This window comes from Mesonia profundi, assembly GCF_031085155.1.
Taxonomy (GTDB): domain Bacteria; phylum Bacteroidota; class Bacteroidia; order Flavobacteriales; family Flavobacteriaceae; genus Mesonia; species Mesonia profundi.
The window spans coordinates 210,718-227,501 of record NZ_JAVHUL010000001.1 but is presented as its reverse complement, the minus strand read 5'-3'; the positions used below and the strand labels follow the sequence as shown (position 1 = coordinate 227,501).

Below are 16,784 nucleotides of genomic sequence, written 5' to 3'. Positions count from 1 at the left end.
CTTCGCTAAGCGGTTGCAAAACTAATACTTATTTTTACTATCGCAAGGCTTTTTGAAAAAAATATTTAAAACTTTTTTCTAAAAACAATTCCTTAAATAATCAATGAACTACCGCGCCTAAGCGGGGTGCAAATATACAACCTTTTATTTCACTCTAACAAAAAAAATCTTAGGTTTATTTTATATTCTTTTTAAAGCACTGAAAATAAATATAGTGGAAATAGAATAGATCGGTTTTAGGATTAATTTAAAGAGAGAACGAGAAAAGATCCTCGTGCTTCCACTCCCTTTTTCAGTAAATAAACAGTTCTGTATATCATTGTTATCTAATAAAGAACCAAGACTTAATTATAACGTATTGACGAACAATGACTGTTTGATTTAAAATAACCCTTTCCCTCTGTATAGAATCATTTAAAAAAAAACACCTATTTAAAGATCCTTTTAGATTACAACACCCTCCTACTTTACAAGATATCCCACCGAACACTGATATCCTAAGATATGACTAGATCTAATAATGCTCTAAAGAATAGTAATAGCACTGGACTTGAGAAATTAATTCCAGCGTTTCATACTTGCAGAGAAATCTATAGCAATGGCAGGCTCACTTCTATCCAATTCATTTTTCTGAAAACCCCTTCTTAATATATGCTCTATATAATAGTCTTCCCTTACATGTAATGGGTCATAGGTTTCCTTCAAAGAGATATTAAAAAGACTCGCCGTGGTATTGTACCAAAATGCATTCCACCCGCTTCTTAATTCTTTTATCACCTCAAAGGTGGTTTCTCCAGTTTGGCGATACATAAGTTTCACCAAGATTTGTCCTTCAGTTTTAGTAAGTTTTTTTAATTCTTCAGAAAATTCGTCTTCAATATATTTTTGAACGATTTTCGTGTACTTCTTTTTCTTGTGTTTACTTTCAATAGAATTAAGACGTTCATTAAGTTCGGTTAACCTTTCCGAAGCTAACACCGCATAAGGCCAAACTTTCTTCGTTTTTCGATGTAAAATTAAATAGGTTCTACGCTCTGCTCTGCTCTTAAATTTAAAAGGTCCCAAAAGAAGTACCTCATCTAGATTAACCGCTTCAACAGCAAGGGAGTCATCCTTTATCATGTACAAACCAGGAGATGTTACTAAGACACGCTCCTTAGAAGTGTCGTTTAGAAACACTCTATTCTTCTGTTGCGCCTGAAGCACAAAAGAGAGTAAGAAAATATATAAAATAGCAAGATGCTTCAACATGTCATTTTTATACCTAAAGAATAGCTAAAATCATTCCAAAATTAATTCCGCTTCAAGCGTTGTGATTTAATTTATTGTTATTTTCGTAAAAATGTAAAATTTCAATTATGAGCAAAAATAGTATCCTTAATAAAAAGTCACTTACTTTTTTAGAAAAATATTTAAATAATGCCGCTCCAACCGGGTACGAATCGGGAGGACAGAAAATATGGATGGATTATCTTAAACCTTATGTAGATGAATTTATCACCGACACCTACGGAAGTGCGGTAGGAGTCATTAATCCAGATGCAAAATTTAAAGTCGTTATAGAAGGACACGCCGATGAAATTTCTTGGTATGTGAATTATATTACCGATAACGGACTTATACACGTGATTAGAAATGGAGGAAGTGACCATATGATTGCAGCTTCCAAACGCGTAAACATTCATACCAAAAACGGGATTGTAGACGGAGTTTTTGGCTGGCCGGCGATTCATACCAGAGATAAAAGTAAGGAAGAGCATCCTAAAATAGAGAACATCACCATAGATGTAGGTTGCGAAACCAAAGAAGAAGTAGAGAAATTGGGCGTACATGTAGGTTGTGTGATCACTTATCCAGACGAATTTTTTATCCTGAATAAAGACAAATTTGTATGCAGAGCGCTAGACAACAGAATGGGCGGTTTTATGATTGCTGAAGTGGCTCGTCTTTTAAAAGAGAATAAGAAGAAGTTAGATTTTGGTTTATACTTCACCAATTCTGTACAAGAAGAAATTGGTCTTCGCGGTGCCGAAATGATTACCCAAACCATTAAGCCCAATGTTGCTATTGTGACCGATGTAACTCACGATACTTCTACTCCAATGATTAGTAAAGAGAAAGAAGGCGATACCAAGATTGGTGCCGGTCCCGTAATTTGCTACGCTCCAGCAGTACAAAATAATTTGCGTGAGATGATTATAAATACTGCAGAGAATAATAAAATTCCGTTTCAACGAGCTGCAGCTAGTAGAGCGACCGGGACAGATACAGATGCTTTTGCTTATAGCAATGGTGGTGTAGCTTCAACGCTCATCTCTTTGCCGCTTCGTTATATGCATACCACGGTAGAAATGGTGCATCAAGACGATGTAGAAAATGTGATTAAGCTTATTTACGAAAGTCTTCTTCAGATTAAAGCCGGAGATACGTTTAGCTATTTTGATTAAACTTTCGCTTCCGCGGAATTGATTTCACTTTATTTCCTAGTGAAAGGTAATTAATCTAAAATTTAAGCCTCTTGATATTTTCAAGAGGCTTTTTTTCGTTAACAATTCTTTACAAAATCATAAAAGAACTTCCCGAAGAGAAACTTTCACTTTTTATTATCAATGTGCTTTCGCTTTTAGGTCTACATTCAGTTCATAAATAAACTCACTCGTGCGACTATCCCCTCAACAACTCAAAAAAATCATCCAAGAACCAGAAGAGTTCACTAATTTGGCTCACCTCCATTATGTTTCAGATGAGGACCTCAACATAAGTCGGCATAAAGCAGGGAAAGGCTTTTATTATAAAGACAAGAAGGGAGACACCATTTCTTCCGATAAGGAAAAAGCGCGTATTAAAGCTTTAGTGATTCCTCCCAATTGGAAAAACGTTCGTATCACTCCGTTAAAAAACGGACACCTGCAAGTGGTGGGACGGGATGATAAAGACCGCAAAGTTTACCTTTATCACGAAACTTGGAACAGTTTTAAAACCCAAACCAAGTTTTATAAGATTGCTGCTTTTGGACAGCAGCTTCCAAAAATCAGAAAACAACTCGATAAAGATTTAAGAAAACAAGGGATGCCCAAAGAAAAGGTTTTGGCCTTGGTGATTCGCTTGATGGAAGAAACCCACATTAGAATTGGCAATCATTATTATGCCAAAAAGAACCAAACTTACGGTCTTTCTACCTTAAGATCTAAACATGTACACATCACTAAAGACCTTCTTAGGTTTGATTTTATTGGTAAAAAAGGAAAAGAGCACCAAATTGACATCACCGACAAGAAACTTATCGAGTTGGTGCAAAACTGTGAAGAGATAGCAGGCTGGGAATTGTTTAAATACTACGATGACAACGGACAAAAGCAAGTCATTGACAGTACGATGGTGAACGAATACATACAGAATAGTTGTGGCGACTTTTATTCGGCTAAAGATTTTAGAACCTGGGCTGCGACTAAAATATTTTTTGAAACCCTAAGAGACATTGGTCTTGCCAAAGAAGAAAAGCAACAGCAAAAGAATTTGAACCTCGCTTACGCGGAAGCTGCCAATGGTTTAGGAAACACTAAAAGCGTATGCAAAGAATATTATGTACACCCCATTATTCCCGAAAAATACCTTGACGGAAGTATTTCTACTTATTTTGAAAAGTTAGAAAACAATAAACCTCCCAAAACAAAAAATCTTTCCAAAACAGAAGAGGTCTTACTTGATCTTATGAAGAATTTTGAAATTGATTTTAAGAATTAAGCCTTATATTGTTAAAATTCTTTTTATTTGTAGAAATCGTATTCCTTTTGTAAGTTTTACATTTCTATTTATGAGCAAAGCATTACCCATTCGGAATTCTTTTTTTTATTCTTCCGTAAAGTATTTTAGTTTCCTCTTACTTCTTCTTTCTCAACTAGGATTTTCTCAAGAAAAAGAGAGTTCATGGAAAAATCATTATTTCTCTTCTGAAGTTCTTTTTGGTAAAACAGCGCCTTCCAATGAGTTTTTTCCTAGCCTCTCGATGCAAACTGGATTATCTCTAGGTTTAGGAAAAAACCATTTGGAAAGTAAAAGTGAATGGGCATATCGACTTAATTATCCTAAAACTGGAATTCGTCTAGGAATCAATGATATGGGAAATCGGGATGTTTTGGGGTATCAATTTTCTTTGATTCCCTATGTAGAGCTTCCGTTATTTCCCAACAAAAAGAATCCTTTAAGTATGATGATAGGCTTGGGATCTTCTTATTTTACCAAAAAATTTGACGAAGAGAACAATTCCCTTAATCATGCGGTTTCTACTAACCTCAGCTGGGCTTTTGATCTTTTCTTCTACTACCCTATTCTACAAAGCCCCAGGACAAATTTACGTTTGGGTCTAGGATATTCTCACCGATCTAACGGTCATAAAAAATTACCCAACAACGGTTATAATTCTTTTTTAGGGAGCGTGAATGCAAATTTCAAATTTCATAAAGAAGAGCGTTCTTCAGAAACTGTAACGCATCCCAATTTCAAAGCTTCACAAAATTACTATTTGATGCTGGAAACGGGTTGGGGAGAGAATTCGCTTGCGCTTAGTTTTAATGAACCTAAAAATGTGTTTGCGCTAAGGTTGGGTGTAGGAAAAAAAATAAATAACACGTTTAGAATCGGTGCCGGAGTTTTCTATCATTTTTATCAGCATTACTACGATTACATTCGCAACGACGAGTCTTTGGTACAAGGTGGAGAAGAATTTGAATCCCTCAAAAAGCATCCTACATTAAATGCTTCTGCCTTTGGTGTTTTTATTAGCGGAGAGATGATGTTTTTAAACCACGTGGGATTTGCTCTCCAATTAGGAGCAAATTTACATAAACCAGCTTACGGAATCGAGTGGCGCCACACTCAAGGATGGGCAAATACACCAAGAGAAATCCCCGAAGGTTGGGTCTTGGGAGAATACAATACCAAGTACAAATTAAAAAAGCTTATTACTTCCAAAATTGGAGCTAAATATTACTTGACTTCCTTAGCTAAAAACCCGACTCAAAACTTCTATATCTCAGCAAGCATCAATGCAAATCTGGGACAAGCAGATTTTAATGAATTTGGGCTGGGTTATATTTATAATTTTAAAGGCTAACTATTCCTCTAAATAAGCCAACACATTCTCCTCAATTCGTTCTTTAATATTAGAAATATCTGCTTTTACAAACTTTTCTCCGGTGATGTTTTCGTATAATTCGATGTAACGTTCAGAAACTGATTTGATATATTCATCATTCATTTCGGGAAGCTCTTGACCTTCTAATCCTTGAAAATCGTTCTCAATAAGCCATTGTCTTACAAATTCTTTAGAAAGTTGCTTTTGCTTCTCTCCTTTTTCTTGTCTTTCTTGATAGCCTTCCGCATAAAAATAACGAGAAGAATCTGGCGTATGAATCTCATCAATCAATACAATTTTCCCTTCTTTTGTTTTTCCAAATTCGTATTTGGTATCCACGAGAATCAATCCACGGGAAGCGGCAATCTCACTACCTCGTTGAAAAAGCGCTGTGGTATATTTCTCTAACTGCTCATAATCTGCTGCAGAAACGATTCCTCTTTTAAGAATGTCTTCTCTAGAAATATCTTCGTCGTGATCACCTTGTTCGGCCTTGGTAGCTGGTGTAATAATAGGATATGGTAGTGGGTCGTTTTCCTTTAATCCTTCCGCTAAGGAAACTCCGCAAATTTCGCGTTTTCCCGCTTTGTATTCTCTAGCAGCGTGTCCTGCCAAATACCCACGAATCACCATTTCTACTTTAAAAGGTTCGCACATTTTACCTAACGCCACATTAGGATCTGGAGTTGCTTCCAGCCAATTGGGAACAATATCTTGCGTAGCCTTCATCATCTTGGTCGCAATCTGATTTAGAATTTGTCCTTTATAAGGAATTCCTTTTGGCATCACCACATCAAAAGCAGAAAGTCTATCGGTAGCAATCATGACCACTTGGTCATTCTCTAATTCGTAAACTTGTCTTACTTTTCCTTTATAAACACTTTTTTGTTGCGGAAACTGAAAATTGGTATCGGTTAGGGTATTATTCATCAACATATAATTAATCTACGTTTTCTATCTTTTTGTAAGCGGCAATAACATGACGGACTAATTTATGTCGTATCACATCTTTATCATCTAGATAAACCATCCCAATTCCTTTGACGTCTTTTAGGATTAAAAGAGATTCTTTTAATCCTGAAGTTGCCCTTGGCGGTAAATCTATTTGTCCTGGATCTCCCGTAATCATAAATTTTGCGTTTTTCCCCATACGGGTTAAAAACATTTTCATTTGTGCGTGGGTGGTATTTTGTGCTTCATCTAGAATAACGAAAGCATTGTCTAGCGTTCTTCCTCGCATAAATGCCATAGGCGCAATTTGTATCACTCCTTTTTCTATAAAAGACTCTAGCCGTTCGTGGGGAATCATATCTCTTAACGCATCATACAAAGGCTGCATATAAGGATCTAATTTCTCTTTTAAATCTCCTGGAAGAAATCCTAAATTCTCTCCAGCTTCTACCGCCGGTCTAGTCAGTATAATTTTACGAACTTCTTTTTCTTTAAGTGCTTTTACCGCTAAAGCCACTGCGGTGTAGGTTTTTCCTGTCCCTGCAGGCCCTACGGCAAAAACCATATCATTTTTCTTGGTGAGCTCTACCAATTTTCGCTGGTTGGCGGTTTGTGCTTTAATTAATTTACCACTTACCCCGTGTACTAATACATCGCCGCTTTGTGCAGAAGTTTCATAGTCTTCTTTCTTTTCGCTAGTAAGCACTCTTTCGATTACCGTTTCATTAAGCTTGTTGTATTTTCCAAAATGCTCAATAAGCATATTGATTCTTTTATCAAACTCTTCTAGTAGTTCTTCATCTCCAAAAGCCTTTATCCTATTTCCTCTGGCAACAATTTTTAACTTAGGAAAGTATTTCTTAAGTAGTTCAATAGTTGCGTTTTGTAATCCAAAAAATTCTCTTGGATTAATTTCTGAGAGTTCAATTTCAAGTTCGTTCAAATGCAAGTGTATTTATTAATCTTTTATCTTTAAATTCGCAGTACAAATTTAGGTAAAAATATCATCAAATCACATTAAAAGTATTAACATCATTTCCTTATGGCTATCATCACTTTAACAACAGATTTTGGGCTAAAAGACCCTTCTACAGGTGCTGTTAAAGGTGCTATTCTTAGTGAACTGGAAGGCGTAAACATTGTTGATATCTCTCATAACGTTTCTCCTTTTCATATTACCGAGGCCGCATATATCATTAAAAACGCGTACAGCAGTTTCCCAAAAGGAACCATACATATTATTGGAGTAGATTCAGAAATTACACCAGAGAATAAACATATTGCCATACAATTAGACGATCATTTTTTTATTTGCGCCAATAACGGAATTATGTCTCTCATCGCTGCAGAAATTAAACCTCAGAAGCTAGTCGAGGTTAACATCCATAATGCGATAGAAACCAATTTCCCTGTGTTGGATGTTTTTGTAAAAGTGGCTTGTCATATCGCTCGAGGCGGAACCTTAGAAGTTATAGGAAAAAGTATTCCTGAAGTGAAGCAAATTACAAAGCTTAACCCGTTTATCAACGATAACCAAGATCAGATTATAGGTCACGTGATGTACATTGATACCTATGGCAATGTGGTGACCAATATCTCCAGAAAAATTTTCGAAAATATAGGAAAAGGAAGATCTTTTACCATAAATGCCAGATCTACTAGCTTTACCACAATTCACGAAAGCTATAGTCATGCCATAGATTTTAATTCCCCCAAAGACAATCGGGAAGAAGAAGGTAAAAAACTTGCTATTTTTAATGCTTCTAACTATGTTGAAATCGCGATTTACAAAAGCAATCCTCATACGGTAGGAAGTGCTTCTACCCTATTGGGACTTCAGCTTATGGATACTATCAATATTAAATTTAACTCATGATTGTACGCATTGTAAAAATGTCTTTTAAAGAAGAAGAGATCGAGAATTTTTTAGCCCTTTTTCAAAGTAAAAAACAATATATTCGAGGTTTCGAGGGTTGTACTTTTCTAGAGCTTTATCAAGACAAACACAACCCCTCTATTTTCTTTACTTATAGTTACTGGGAAAGTGAAGCCAATTTAGAAAGCTATAGACATTCTGCTTTGTTTAAAGAAGTTTGGACAGCCACCAAAATTAAATTTAATGCCAAACCCGAAGCTTGGAGTCTCGATCAACTCGTGAGTTTAAAATAATTTTATGAAGGCTATTTTTTTAAAAGAAATCAATTCGTTTTTCTCTAGCACTATTGGCTATTTAGTTATTGGTGTCTTTTTAGTGATCTGCGGATTGTTTTTATGGATATTTAACGGAGACTTTAATATGTTGGATCAAGGTTTTGCCAATCTATCTCCCTTTTTCCTTTTAGCCCCTTGGGTATTTTTATTTTTGATTCCTGCCATCACTATGCGCAGTATTGCCGAAGAAAAGAAACAAGGAACCTTAGAAATCTTACTCACGCAACCTATCACCAAATGGCAGTTGATTTTAGGTAAGTATTTTGGGGCTTTCACGCTTTCGGTATTAGCGCTAATTCCTACGCTATTATATGTATTTACCATGTATCAATTAGGGAAGCCTGAAGGAAATATAGATTTAGGAGTGGTGGGAGGAAGTTATGCAGGCTTATTTTTCTTAAGCGCCACCTATACTTCTATCGGGATTTTTGCTTCCAGTTTAACCGAAAATCAAATTGTATCCTTTATCCTAGCCGTATTGCTTTGTTTCTTATTGTATTTTGGGTTTGAAGGAATTTCAAATTTTGATATCTTTAAATCTGAAGCTTATAGTTTAGAGTACTTTGGGCTTAGTTATCACTATAAAAGCATTAGTCGTGGGGTAATTGACACCAGAGATCTTATCTACTTTATTAGTGTCATCTTTTTGTTCTTAAGCCTAACCAAGTTGAACCTAGAAAAAGAAAACAAGTAATGGGGAAAAATATAAAATATATATTCGGAATCCTGATTGCTTTAGTGCTAGTGAATGCCGTTGCATCACTATATTTTCACAGGTTTGATCTTACGCAGCAAGATCGTTACACCCTTTCTCAACCTTCAAAAGACCTTATTAAAGAAGTAAAAGATCCTATCATTGTCGATGTTTTCTTAAAAGGAGATTTTCCTGCGGAATTTAAACGCCTGCAATCAGAAACCCGATATCTACTTGAAGAATTTAGTGCTTACAATTCTGAAATTAAATTCAATTTCATCAATCCCTTAGAAGAAGGTGTCGATGCGCAGAAGGTGGCCAACAATTTCTATAAAGCGGGAATGATGCCAGAAACCTTAAACATGAACCAGAACGGAAAGGTGAGTGAAAGTCTTCTTTTCCCTTGGGCCGTGGCATATTATGATGATAAATCTGTTCAGATCAATTTATTGAAAAAGAAAATTGGAGATGCTAACGAGCAAATTGTCAACACTTCCGTAGAAAATTTAGAATACGCTTTCGCGGATGCTTTTAGCAAATTGGTTTATGGGAAAGACAAAAAAATAGCGATCATGCGCGGCAACGGCGAACTGCCCGAAAAGAATATTGTAGACTTTGTAAAGACCTTAAAAGAATACTATTATATCGCTCCCTTTACTTTAGATTCTGTTGCGATTCAACCTCAAAGAACACTAGATCAATTAACTCAATACGATCTGATTTTAGAAGCCAAACCTACTCAAAAATATACGGAAGAAGAAAAATTAGTCTTAGACCAATACCTGATGCAAGGCGGAAAAATGATATGGCTGGTAGAAAATGCGGCCATAGAAAAAGACAGCCTATTTACCAACCCAGACAATGCAGCATTAGCTTACCCTAGAGATCTCAACCTAAATGATTTCTTCTTTAAATACGGAGTTAGAATCAATACTTCCTTGGTGAATGATGTTATTTCGGCGCATATTATTTTGGCTCAAGGTTCTGGTAACGAAACCCAGTTTAATCCGTTCCCTTGGTATTATTCTCCCTTAGCGGTTTCTAATAACTCGCACAGCATCATAAAAAATACCGAAGCCGTAAAGTTTGATTTTGCCAATAGCATAGATACCTTAAAAAATGAGGTTAAGAAAACCGTTTTACTGCACAGTTCTCCTACGACCAAGTTAGACGCAACTCCGCTAATGATCAACTTGGAGATGATCAATCAAAAACCTGTTCGAGAAAGTTATACGGATGGGAAACAAAGCTTAGGCGTATTGTTAGAAGGAGAATTTACTTCTGTATACAAAAATAGAATCCTTCCTTTTGAAGTTAAAAACTATTCCGATAAGAGTAAAGAAACGAAGATGCTGGTGATCTCTGACGGAGATGTGATTAAAAATGAATTTAATAGAGAAGGACCTATTGCTCTAGGTTACGATAGATTTACGGGAACCACTTATGGCAACAAGGAGTTTTTAATGAATGCCACTAATTATTTACTAGATGATACTGGTTTGCTAGCTGTAAGAGCTAAAAACATTAAACTGGCATTCTTAGACACAAAAAAAGTTGCTCAAGAAAGAACTTCTTGGCAACTTTTTAATATGGTTTCACCTCTTATCTTACTAGGTATTTTCGCTTTTGGCTTCTATACCTATAGAAAGAAGAAATACATTAAGCATTAAGAGCGTTGATATCTTTTACAAGATCGTGCGCTTTTTCTTCTAATTGCTTATTTACTGCTTTTAAATGCTTTCCTTTATTCTCTACTGAGTTGTCATTAATCTTAGTGATTAACTCGTCATACGAGCGCATTGCATCTTCCACAATTGCTTCTGATTTTACTTGATCTCCCTTAGGATTTACCATTTGATGTAAAAATGCAGCTTCAATAATATCGCCCATTACATAATTTACATTTCTCTTAAGCGTTCTTTTACTTGCCATAAGTACTAATTTAATTTAAGACACAAAATTACGCTAAAAAAGGATAGGGTTATATAGTTACGTGAAGTAATTTACAATTTTTAGAACTAATTGTAATTTCTCTTAAATTTGCAGGAATAAGTATACTCTCTCCTACGCTAATTTCCTCTTTCCCTTCTTCGTATTCTATAAGCGTACTTCCTTCTACACACATTAAAATTACAAAGCAGTCATTATTAATAGGAAGCTTAAAGTTATAATCTTCTTTAAGGTGAAGTAGTTGAGTGCTAAAGTAGGAACAATCTACAAGAGAATTTAATTTATTCTCTTCTAAAGAGTACCTAATCTTGTAATCATCATTGTTGCTGTAATCTATCGTATCTAAAGCTAATTGGGTATGTAGTTCTCGTTGCTTGCCATCAATCCCCTCTCTATTATAATCGTAAATACGGTAGGTGATGTCTGAGGTTTCTTGAATCTCAGCCAATAAGACGCCAGCTCCAATGGCATGAATTAAGCCTGCTTTAATAAAGAAGGCATCTCCACTCTTCACCGATTCTTTGTTGAGAATTTCTTCTAAGGATTCATTTTTTAAGTGAGACAAGTAATCTTCTTTACTTATCCCATTTTGGAACCCTGTGATTATTTTAGCTTCGGGATCTGCTTGAACGATATACCACATTTCAGTTTTCCCTAAAGTACCATGTCTCTTTGAAGCCAACTCATCATCTGGGTGAACCTGAACAGAAAGCTTCTCTTTGGCGTCGATAAATTTTACCAATAAAGGAAATTTTTCTTTAAACCGAGCATAAATAGACCTGCCCACAAGTTTCTCTTTATACTTTAAAATAAGGTCTTTTAAGTTTTCTCCCTTTAAAAACCCATTCTCTACTACCGAAAAATCTCCATCTACCCCACTAATCTCCCAGCTTTCACCTATTTGATTGCCTATTCGCTCTTTACCTAAAACGGAATGTAGCTTTTCGCCACCCCAAATCTTAGTTTTTAAAATAGGTGAAAATTTTAAAGGATATAGTTTTTCTTCTTTCATTCTACAACTCCTTTATAGGAAACAAAATTTCGAGACGTTTCATACAACACAACCTCTACCTCTAAATCACTCTTTATTTTAGCTCTTAATTTATTCCAAATTATCACCACGATATTCTCTGCGGTTGGATTTAAGTTTTTAAACTCTTCAATATCGACGTTTAAATTCTTGTGATCTAAATAGTCTTCAATTTCGATTTTGATTAAATCCTTGAGAACTTTTAAATCCATCACAAAACCGGTTTCTTCATCAATAGCTCCAGTAACCGAAACAATCAATTCATAATTATGGCCGTGATAATTGGGATAACTACACTTTCCGAAAACGTCTAGGTTTTTTTGATCGTTCCAGTCCTTTCGATACAATCGATGGGCAGCATTAAAATGTGCTTTTCTACTTACAGTTACTCCCACTATGCTATAAATTTATAATAATTATCGAAAATAATCTTAAACCAAGCCGTGTATTTTTCGGGTTGGTTAGCCATATCTTTTTTAATCTCTTCTACACTCATCCACTTCCAATCGGCCACCTCGTCTGGATTTACCTTAGGTTCATCATTATAGTGACCCGTCAAGATATAATCGTATTCGTGCTCACTTAACCCGTTATCAAAAGGAGCTTTATAGATAAAAGAAGTGACTTCTTTAAGATCGGTTTGAAAACCCATTTCTTCCATCAGTCTCCGTTTCCCAGCGTCTACGTTGCTTTCTCCTTCTCTTTGGTGACTGCAGCAGGTATTCGCCCATAATCCCGGAGAATGGTATTTTGAATGTGCCCGTTGTTGAATCATGATTTCGTTTTTATCATTATAGACAAAAACCGAAAATGCACGATGAAGTAGCGCCTTTTCGTGTGCTTCAATCTTTTCCATCAAGCCAATTTGCTCGTCGCTTTCATTGACTAAAATTACTTTCTCTTCCATAGAAATCAAAAGTACAAAATTGCATTTCTATTTCATAGGAATAAAAGCAGGCTTAACGTTAAAATGCTTTTTCAAGAAGCTTAAGTACTTGGTTAGGTTTTCAAAAGTCATCATCGTCTTAGTGATGGCGTTAAAAAATAAAGCATTTGACAAGAAATATTGCGGTAGCTTCTTAAAAACAATACCTTTGCAAAATGAAATTAATTGACGAAATAAATAAAAGGAGAACTTTTGGTATTATCTCCCACCCCGATGCAGGTAAAACAACCTTAACGGAAAAATTATTGCTTTTTGGAGGTGCTATTCAAGAAGCGGGTGCGGTAAAATCAAATAAGATTAAGAAAGGTGCGACCAGTGACTTTATGGAAATTGAACGTCAAAGAGGAATCTCTGTAGCCACCTCTGTCTTGGCATTTGAATACCGTGATATTAAAATCAATATTCTAGATACACCTGGGCACAAAGATTTTGCCGAAGATACTTTTAGAACCCTTACCGCGGTAGATAGCGTTATTGTAGTGATTGATGTCGCGAAAGGAGTCGAGGAACAGACCGAGAAACTTGTCGAGGTATGTCGTATGCGTAACATTCCCATGATTGTTTTTATTAATAAAATGGACCGGGAAGGAAAAGATGCTTTCGATTTGCTGGATGAAATTGAGCAGAAACTTCATCTGAGAGTGATTCCATTGAGCTTCCCTATTGGAATGGGGTATGACTTTAAGGGAATCTACAACATTTGGGAAAAGAACGTCAATCTATTTACCGGCGATCCTAGAAAAGACATTGAAGATACCATAGAAATTTCTGATTTAAGTAATCCTGAATTGGATGACCTTATCGGAACTGATGCTGCCAATGAGTTGAGAGAGGAGGTAGAACTGGCGCAAAGCGTTTACCCTGAATTTAGCAAAGAAGAATACCGAGACGGACAATTACAACCCGTATTTTTTGGTTCTGCTTTAAATAACTTCGGTGTTAGAGAGCTTTTAGATTGCTTTATAGATATTGCTCCCTCCCCAAGACCTAAAGAAAGCACCACCAGAGTTGTTCATCCAGAAGAAAAAGATTTTACGGGTTTCGTGTTTAAGATTCACGCCAATATGGATCCTAGACACCGAGATCGCTTGGCATTTATAAAAATTGTTTCGGGAAAGTTTGAGCGTAATGTTCCTTACTTACATGTAAGACAGGGTAAAAATTTAAAATTTAGTAGTCCCAATGCTTTCTTTGCGGAAAAGAAAGAGATTGTAGATGTTTCATATCCCGGAGATATTGTAGGACTTCACGATACTGGGAATTTTAAAATTGGAGATACCCTAACCCAAGGTGAAGAGTTAAGCTACAAAGGGATTCCGAGTTTTTCTCCAGAGCATTTTAGATACATCAACAATGCAGATCCTATGAAGTCTAAGCAATTGGAAAAAGGAATTGACCAGTTGATGGATGAAGGAGTGGCGCAGTTATTCCGTTTAGAACTTAATAACAGAAAGGTGATAGGTACGGTGGGCGCTTTGCAGTATGAAGTAATCCAATACCGACTAGAACACGAATACGGAGCTAAATGTACCTACGAAAATTTGAAGGTACACAAAGCTTGCTGGATAGAGCCAGAAGATCCAAAAAGCGCTGAGTTTGCTGATTTTAAACGAGTGAAGAGTAATTACTTAGCTACAGATAAACGCGGACAGTTAGTCTTTCTAGCGGATTCTCAATTTTCATTGCAAATGACGCAAGAAAAGTACAAAAACATTAAATTCCATTATACTTCTGAATTTAAGTAGTTAGGTTTTATTAAGTAAGAGCCATCAAATTAAAATCATATTTAAATGTCATTTCGAACGGAGTCGAGAAGTATTTAAACTAATTATAAGTAATTTTGATTCGTTAATCATTTTAAACGTTTGCCAAATGTTTCTTCTTGACAAACAGCATGATTATAGATTATTTTAAATTGAAAAAGCCACTAACTTACAATAAGTTAGTGGCTTTTTTGTGAATTTATCGTTTTAGCATTTTCTTGACACTTTCTCCTGTCTCACTTTTAATCTTTACAAAGTAAATACCTGCCGGCAAGTAAGAAACATCATAAGTGATTTGAGCTTCTTCAAAATGTAACACTTCTTTTCCGTCAACGGAAAAAATACGCACCGATTTAATGTTTTTACCAGATTCTACCTCCAACTGAAAGTGATTAGTTACAGGATTAGGGTAAAGATTCACCGCTACTTTTTCCATACTCGCCACCGCTAGTTGTTGGTTGCGGTAAATAGCTTGGTCGCCATTACCGTTAGTAATTGTTAAGACAATATAATTAGGTTGAGTGGCAAAGGTATAAGAAAATGGATTTAAAAAATCATCTATATCAATAAAGTCTATCGCAAACTTTTCATCATAAGCATCCACACCAGTTAAGCCTGGACAAATTTGAAAATCACTGCCCCCTTCATTAATTGCAAAAGAAGCTGTTGAATTATGAGTTAGAATGCCCTCTACAGAACTACAGGGAGAACCAAATATAAAATAATCATTATCAAAACTTGCTGTATAATTATCTTGATACACAAGTGGTGGTGGAAAATCATTTCCATTAATAACCAATTTCTCTAAATACCAAGTATGGTCTTCTAAGGGCGCTATTTGTGCTAAGCTGTTAAAGCTTAACAAGCAAATAATTAGTTTAATTATAATTTTCATAATTTAATTTTTTACTGAATTATTAAATTTTTGGTTTAAATTATTTCTCCGTCACAAGAAAGTGCCATCACATAAGTTCCTGGCACATATGTGGAAACATCTATAATTAAATTAGAATCATTTACATTAAGAATATAATTGTTACTCACTGCTGTTTGTGTAGAGGTAATACTTAAATAAGCTGAAGTTGCTCCTTGAGTTTGGTAAGCTACCTGTACTTGATTGTTTGCAGGGTTTGGGCTTAAGCTTTGTAATGCATAAGGACTAGCCACCTCAATAGAAGCGTAATCTTTATAACCATCAGCTTCTGCGATGATTTCAAGTTTATACTCTTGCGCTATATCCCTACTTAGAGTTAACTGTTCGCCAGTATGTAAAAGATTTCCTTCACTATCGTATCAATTGTAAACAGCAGCTTCATTAATAGTAGTGGCCTCTAAAAAAGATGAATTGTTTGTTTCATTGCTTTCAGCTTTAAAAAACAGACGTTTATTGTTGGGTTTAATTTCATAACTTTCTGTTCCTGTTGTTTTACTTGTGACACTTTCAATCTGCCTTACATGATATAGGTACGTTAATTTATGGGTAGGTTCTTCGGTTAAAAAATTGAAGCTCATACTAACCCTTTTTAGTTATATAATGTATGAATATAAGAAAAATGTGTTAATAATTTAACCATAACCCACCTATAAGCTAAATAATATGATTTTAAAGCGACATATTACAATATGAGGTTGTTTCAATTTAATGAAATTTGTGTAAGCGATAGCAGCGGTATCCTTTTTATGGTCTTTTCGCCATAAAAAGATTTAGCGAATAGCGCGACCCGCAGGGATACACCCAAAAAAAAACATAAAAAAAACTCCGAAGTGAAAGCTTCGGAGTTTTATCTTTTTATGCTTGTCCCGTTGGACCAAAATTTAATGGAATGGGAGGTTTATCATAATCTTTTATTTCGCCGTGAGCGCTTTCAAACCGTTGAATATTATCTCCTAAAGCTTTTAATAACCGCTTTGCATGTTGTGGAGTTAAGATAATTCTAGACTTCACTTTACTTTTTGGTGCTCCAGGCATAATGTTTACAAAATCAACTACAAACTCAGATGGGGAATGATTGATAATCGCCAAGTTACTATACGTTCCTTGTGCGGTTGCTTCATCCAACTCTATGTTGAGCTTATTCTTTTTATTCTTGGCTTCTTCACTCATA

The 16,784-nt window shown here is 35.5% G+C and carries 19 protein-coding genes; 8 read left to right on the top strand and 11 right to left on the bottom strand.

Translation table 11 applies throughout. The annotated features are described in order from the left end of the window. Positions 1-558: 558 nt before the first annotated feature. Positions 559-1,251: a DUF4294 domain-containing protein gene (locus RBU60_RS01060; protein ID WP_308862756.1), complete on the bottom strand. Its 693-nt coding sequence runs from the start codon at positions 1,249-1,251 to the stop codon at positions 559-561. Between the two features lie 107 nt (positions 1,252-1,358). Here RBU60_RS01060 and RBU60_RS01055 point away from each other — a divergent pair, with 107 nt between their 5' ends. The 3 genes from RBU60_RS01055 to RBU60_RS01045 all read left to right on the top strand — a co-directional run bounded on the left by RBU60_RS01055 (position 1,359) and on the right by RBU60_RS01045 (position 5,113). Continuing rightward, positions 1,359-2,447 carry a M42 family metallopeptidase gene (locus tag RBU60_RS01055; protein ID WP_308862755.1) on the top strand — a complete coding sequence of 363 codons (1,089 nt, stop codon included), beginning with the start codon at positions 1,359-1,361 and terminating at the stop codon, positions 2,445-2,447. Positions 2,448-2,658: 211 nt separating this feature from the next. Continuing rightward, positions 2,659-3,744 carry a DNA topoisomerase IB gene (locus RBU60_RS01050; protein ID WP_308862754.1) on the top strand — a complete coding sequence of 362 codons (1,086 nt, stop codon included), beginning with the start codon at positions 2,659-2,661 and terminating at the stop codon, positions 3,742-3,744. Between the two features lie 70 nt (positions 3,745-3,814). Then, positions 3,815-5,113, top strand: a complete 1,299-nt coding sequence (locus RBU60_RS01045) for an acyloxyacyl hydrolase (protein WP_308862753.1) — start codon at positions 3,815-3,817, stop codon at positions 5,111-5,113. Here the strand turns inward: RBU60_RS01045 and RBU60_RS01040 are convergent, their stop codons facing one another. Next, positions 5,114-6,064 (bottom strand): phosphoribosylaminoimidazolesuccinocarboxamide synthase, encoded by a 951-nt coding sequence (locus RBU60_RS01040; RefSeq protein WP_308862752.1) that lies wholly within the window; start codon positions 6,062-6,064, stop codon positions 5,114-5,116. A gap of 10 nt (positions 6,065-6,074) precedes the next feature. Next, the gene (locus RBU60_RS01035; RefSeq protein WP_308862750.1) at positions 6,075-7,028 is read right to left on the bottom strand and encodes a PhoH family protein; all 954 of its coding nucleotides are present in this window, start codon (positions 7,026-7,028) and stop codon (positions 6,075-6,077) included. 99 nt (positions 7,029-7,127) lie between these two features. Between RBU60_RS01035 and RBU60_RS01030 the strand changes: the two genes are divergently transcribed. The 4 genes from RBU60_RS01030 to gldG are packed head-to-tail and all read left to right on the top strand — an operon-like array spanning position 7,128 to position 10,660. Then, on the top strand, positions 7,128-7,961 hold the full coding sequence (locus tag RBU60_RS01030) for an SAM hydrolase/SAM-dependent halogenase family protein (protein WP_308862749.1): 834 nt from the start codon (positions 7,128-7,130) through the stop codon (positions 7,959-7,961). After that, a complete protein-coding gene (locus tag RBU60_RS01025; protein ID WP_308862748.1) occupies positions 7,958-8,254 on the top strand; it encodes a putative quinol monooxygenase in 297 nt (98 codons plus the stop codon). Before RBU60_RS01030 ends, RBU60_RS01025 begins: the two co-directional genes overlap by 4 nt. Positions 8,255-8,258: 4 nt before the next feature. Continuing rightward, positions 8,259-8,990 (top strand): gliding motility-associated ABC transporter permease subunit GldF, encoded by a 732-nt coding sequence (gene gldF / locus RBU60_RS01020; RefSeq protein WP_308862747.1) that lies wholly within the window; start codon positions 8,259-8,261, stop codon positions 8,988-8,990. Further along, positions 8,990-10,660, top strand: a complete 1,671-nt coding sequence (gene gldG, locus RBU60_RS01015) for a gliding motility-associated ABC transporter substrate-binding protein GldG (protein ID WP_308862746.1) — start codon at positions 8,990-8,992, stop codon at positions 10,658-10,660. The genes gldF and gldG overlap by 1 nt, the downstream gene beginning before the upstream one ends. On the opposite strand, the gene RBU60_RS01010 is transcribed toward gldG, so the two are convergent. Genes RBU60_RS01010 through idi form a run of 4 tightly spaced genes read right to left on the bottom strand, consistent with a single transcriptional unit; the run spans position 10,650 to position 12,877 of the window. Continuing rightward, on the bottom strand, positions 10,650-10,922 hold the full coding sequence (locus RBU60_RS01010; RefSeq protein WP_308862745.1) for a hypothetical protein: 273 nt from the start codon (positions 10,920-10,922) through the stop codon (positions 10,650-10,652). The two genes, gldG and RBU60_RS01010, sit on opposite strands and share 11 nt — an antisense overlap. A 49-nt stretch (positions 10,923-10,971) precedes the next feature. After that, on the bottom strand, positions 10,972-11,952 hold the full coding sequence (locus RBU60_RS01005; protein WP_308862744.1) for a type I phosphomannose isomerase catalytic subunit: 981 nt from the start codon (positions 11,950-11,952) through the stop codon (positions 10,972-10,974). Further along, the gene (locus tag RBU60_RS01000) at positions 11,949-12,365 is read right to left on the bottom strand and encodes a 6-pyruvoyl trahydropterin synthase family protein (RefSeq protein ID WP_308862743.1); all 417 of its coding nucleotides are present in this window, start codon (positions 12,363-12,365) and stop codon (positions 11,949-11,951) included. Before RBU60_RS01000 ends, RBU60_RS01005 begins: the two co-directional genes overlap by 4 nt. After that, complete coding sequence (idi, locus tag RBU60_RS00995) at positions 12,365-12,877, bottom strand: isopentenyl-diphosphate Delta-isomerase (RefSeq protein WP_308862742.1); 513 nt, start codon at positions 12,875-12,877, stop codon at positions 12,365-12,367. The genes RBU60_RS01000 and idi overlap by 1 nt, the downstream gene beginning before the upstream one ends. A gap of 194 nt (positions 12,878-13,071) precedes the next feature. Here idi and RBU60_RS00990 point away from each other — a divergent pair, with 194 nt between their 5' ends. Beyond that, complete coding sequence (locus RBU60_RS00990; protein ID WP_308862741.1) at positions 13,072-14,661, top strand: peptide chain release factor 3; 1,590 nt, start codon at positions 13,072-13,074, stop codon at positions 14,659-14,661. Positions 14,662-14,878: 217 nt separating this feature from the next. Here the strand turns inward: RBU60_RS00990 and RBU60_RS00985 are convergent, their stop codons facing one another. From RBU60_RS00985 to RBU60_RS00970, 4 genes are all read right to left on the bottom strand, one after another. Continuing rightward, positions 14,879-15,574 carry a T9SS type A sorting domain-containing protein gene (locus RBU60_RS00985; RefSeq protein WP_308862740.1) on the bottom strand — a complete coding sequence of 232 codons (696 nt, stop codon included), beginning with the start codon at positions 15,572-15,574 and terminating at the stop codon, positions 14,879-14,881. A 35-nt stretch (positions 15,575-15,609) separates the two neighbouring features. Next, complete coding sequence (locus RBU60_RS00980; RefSeq protein WP_308862739.1) at positions 15,610-15,846, bottom strand: T9SS type A sorting domain-containing protein; 237 nt, start codon at positions 15,844-15,846, stop codon at positions 15,610-15,612. Positions 15,847-15,972: 126 nt separating this feature from the next. Beyond that, positions 15,973-16,191, bottom strand: coding sequence for a hypothetical protein (locus RBU60_RS00975; protein WP_308862738.1), 219 nt, complete (start codon positions 16,189-16,191; stop codon positions 15,973-15,975). Between the two features lie 277 nt (positions 16,192-16,468). After that, complete coding sequence (locus RBU60_RS00970) at positions 16,469-16,783, bottom strand: DUF3467 domain-containing protein (RefSeq protein ID WP_308862737.1); 315 nt, start codon at positions 16,781-16,783, stop codon at positions 16,469-16,471. Position 16,784 lies beyond the last annotated feature (1 nt).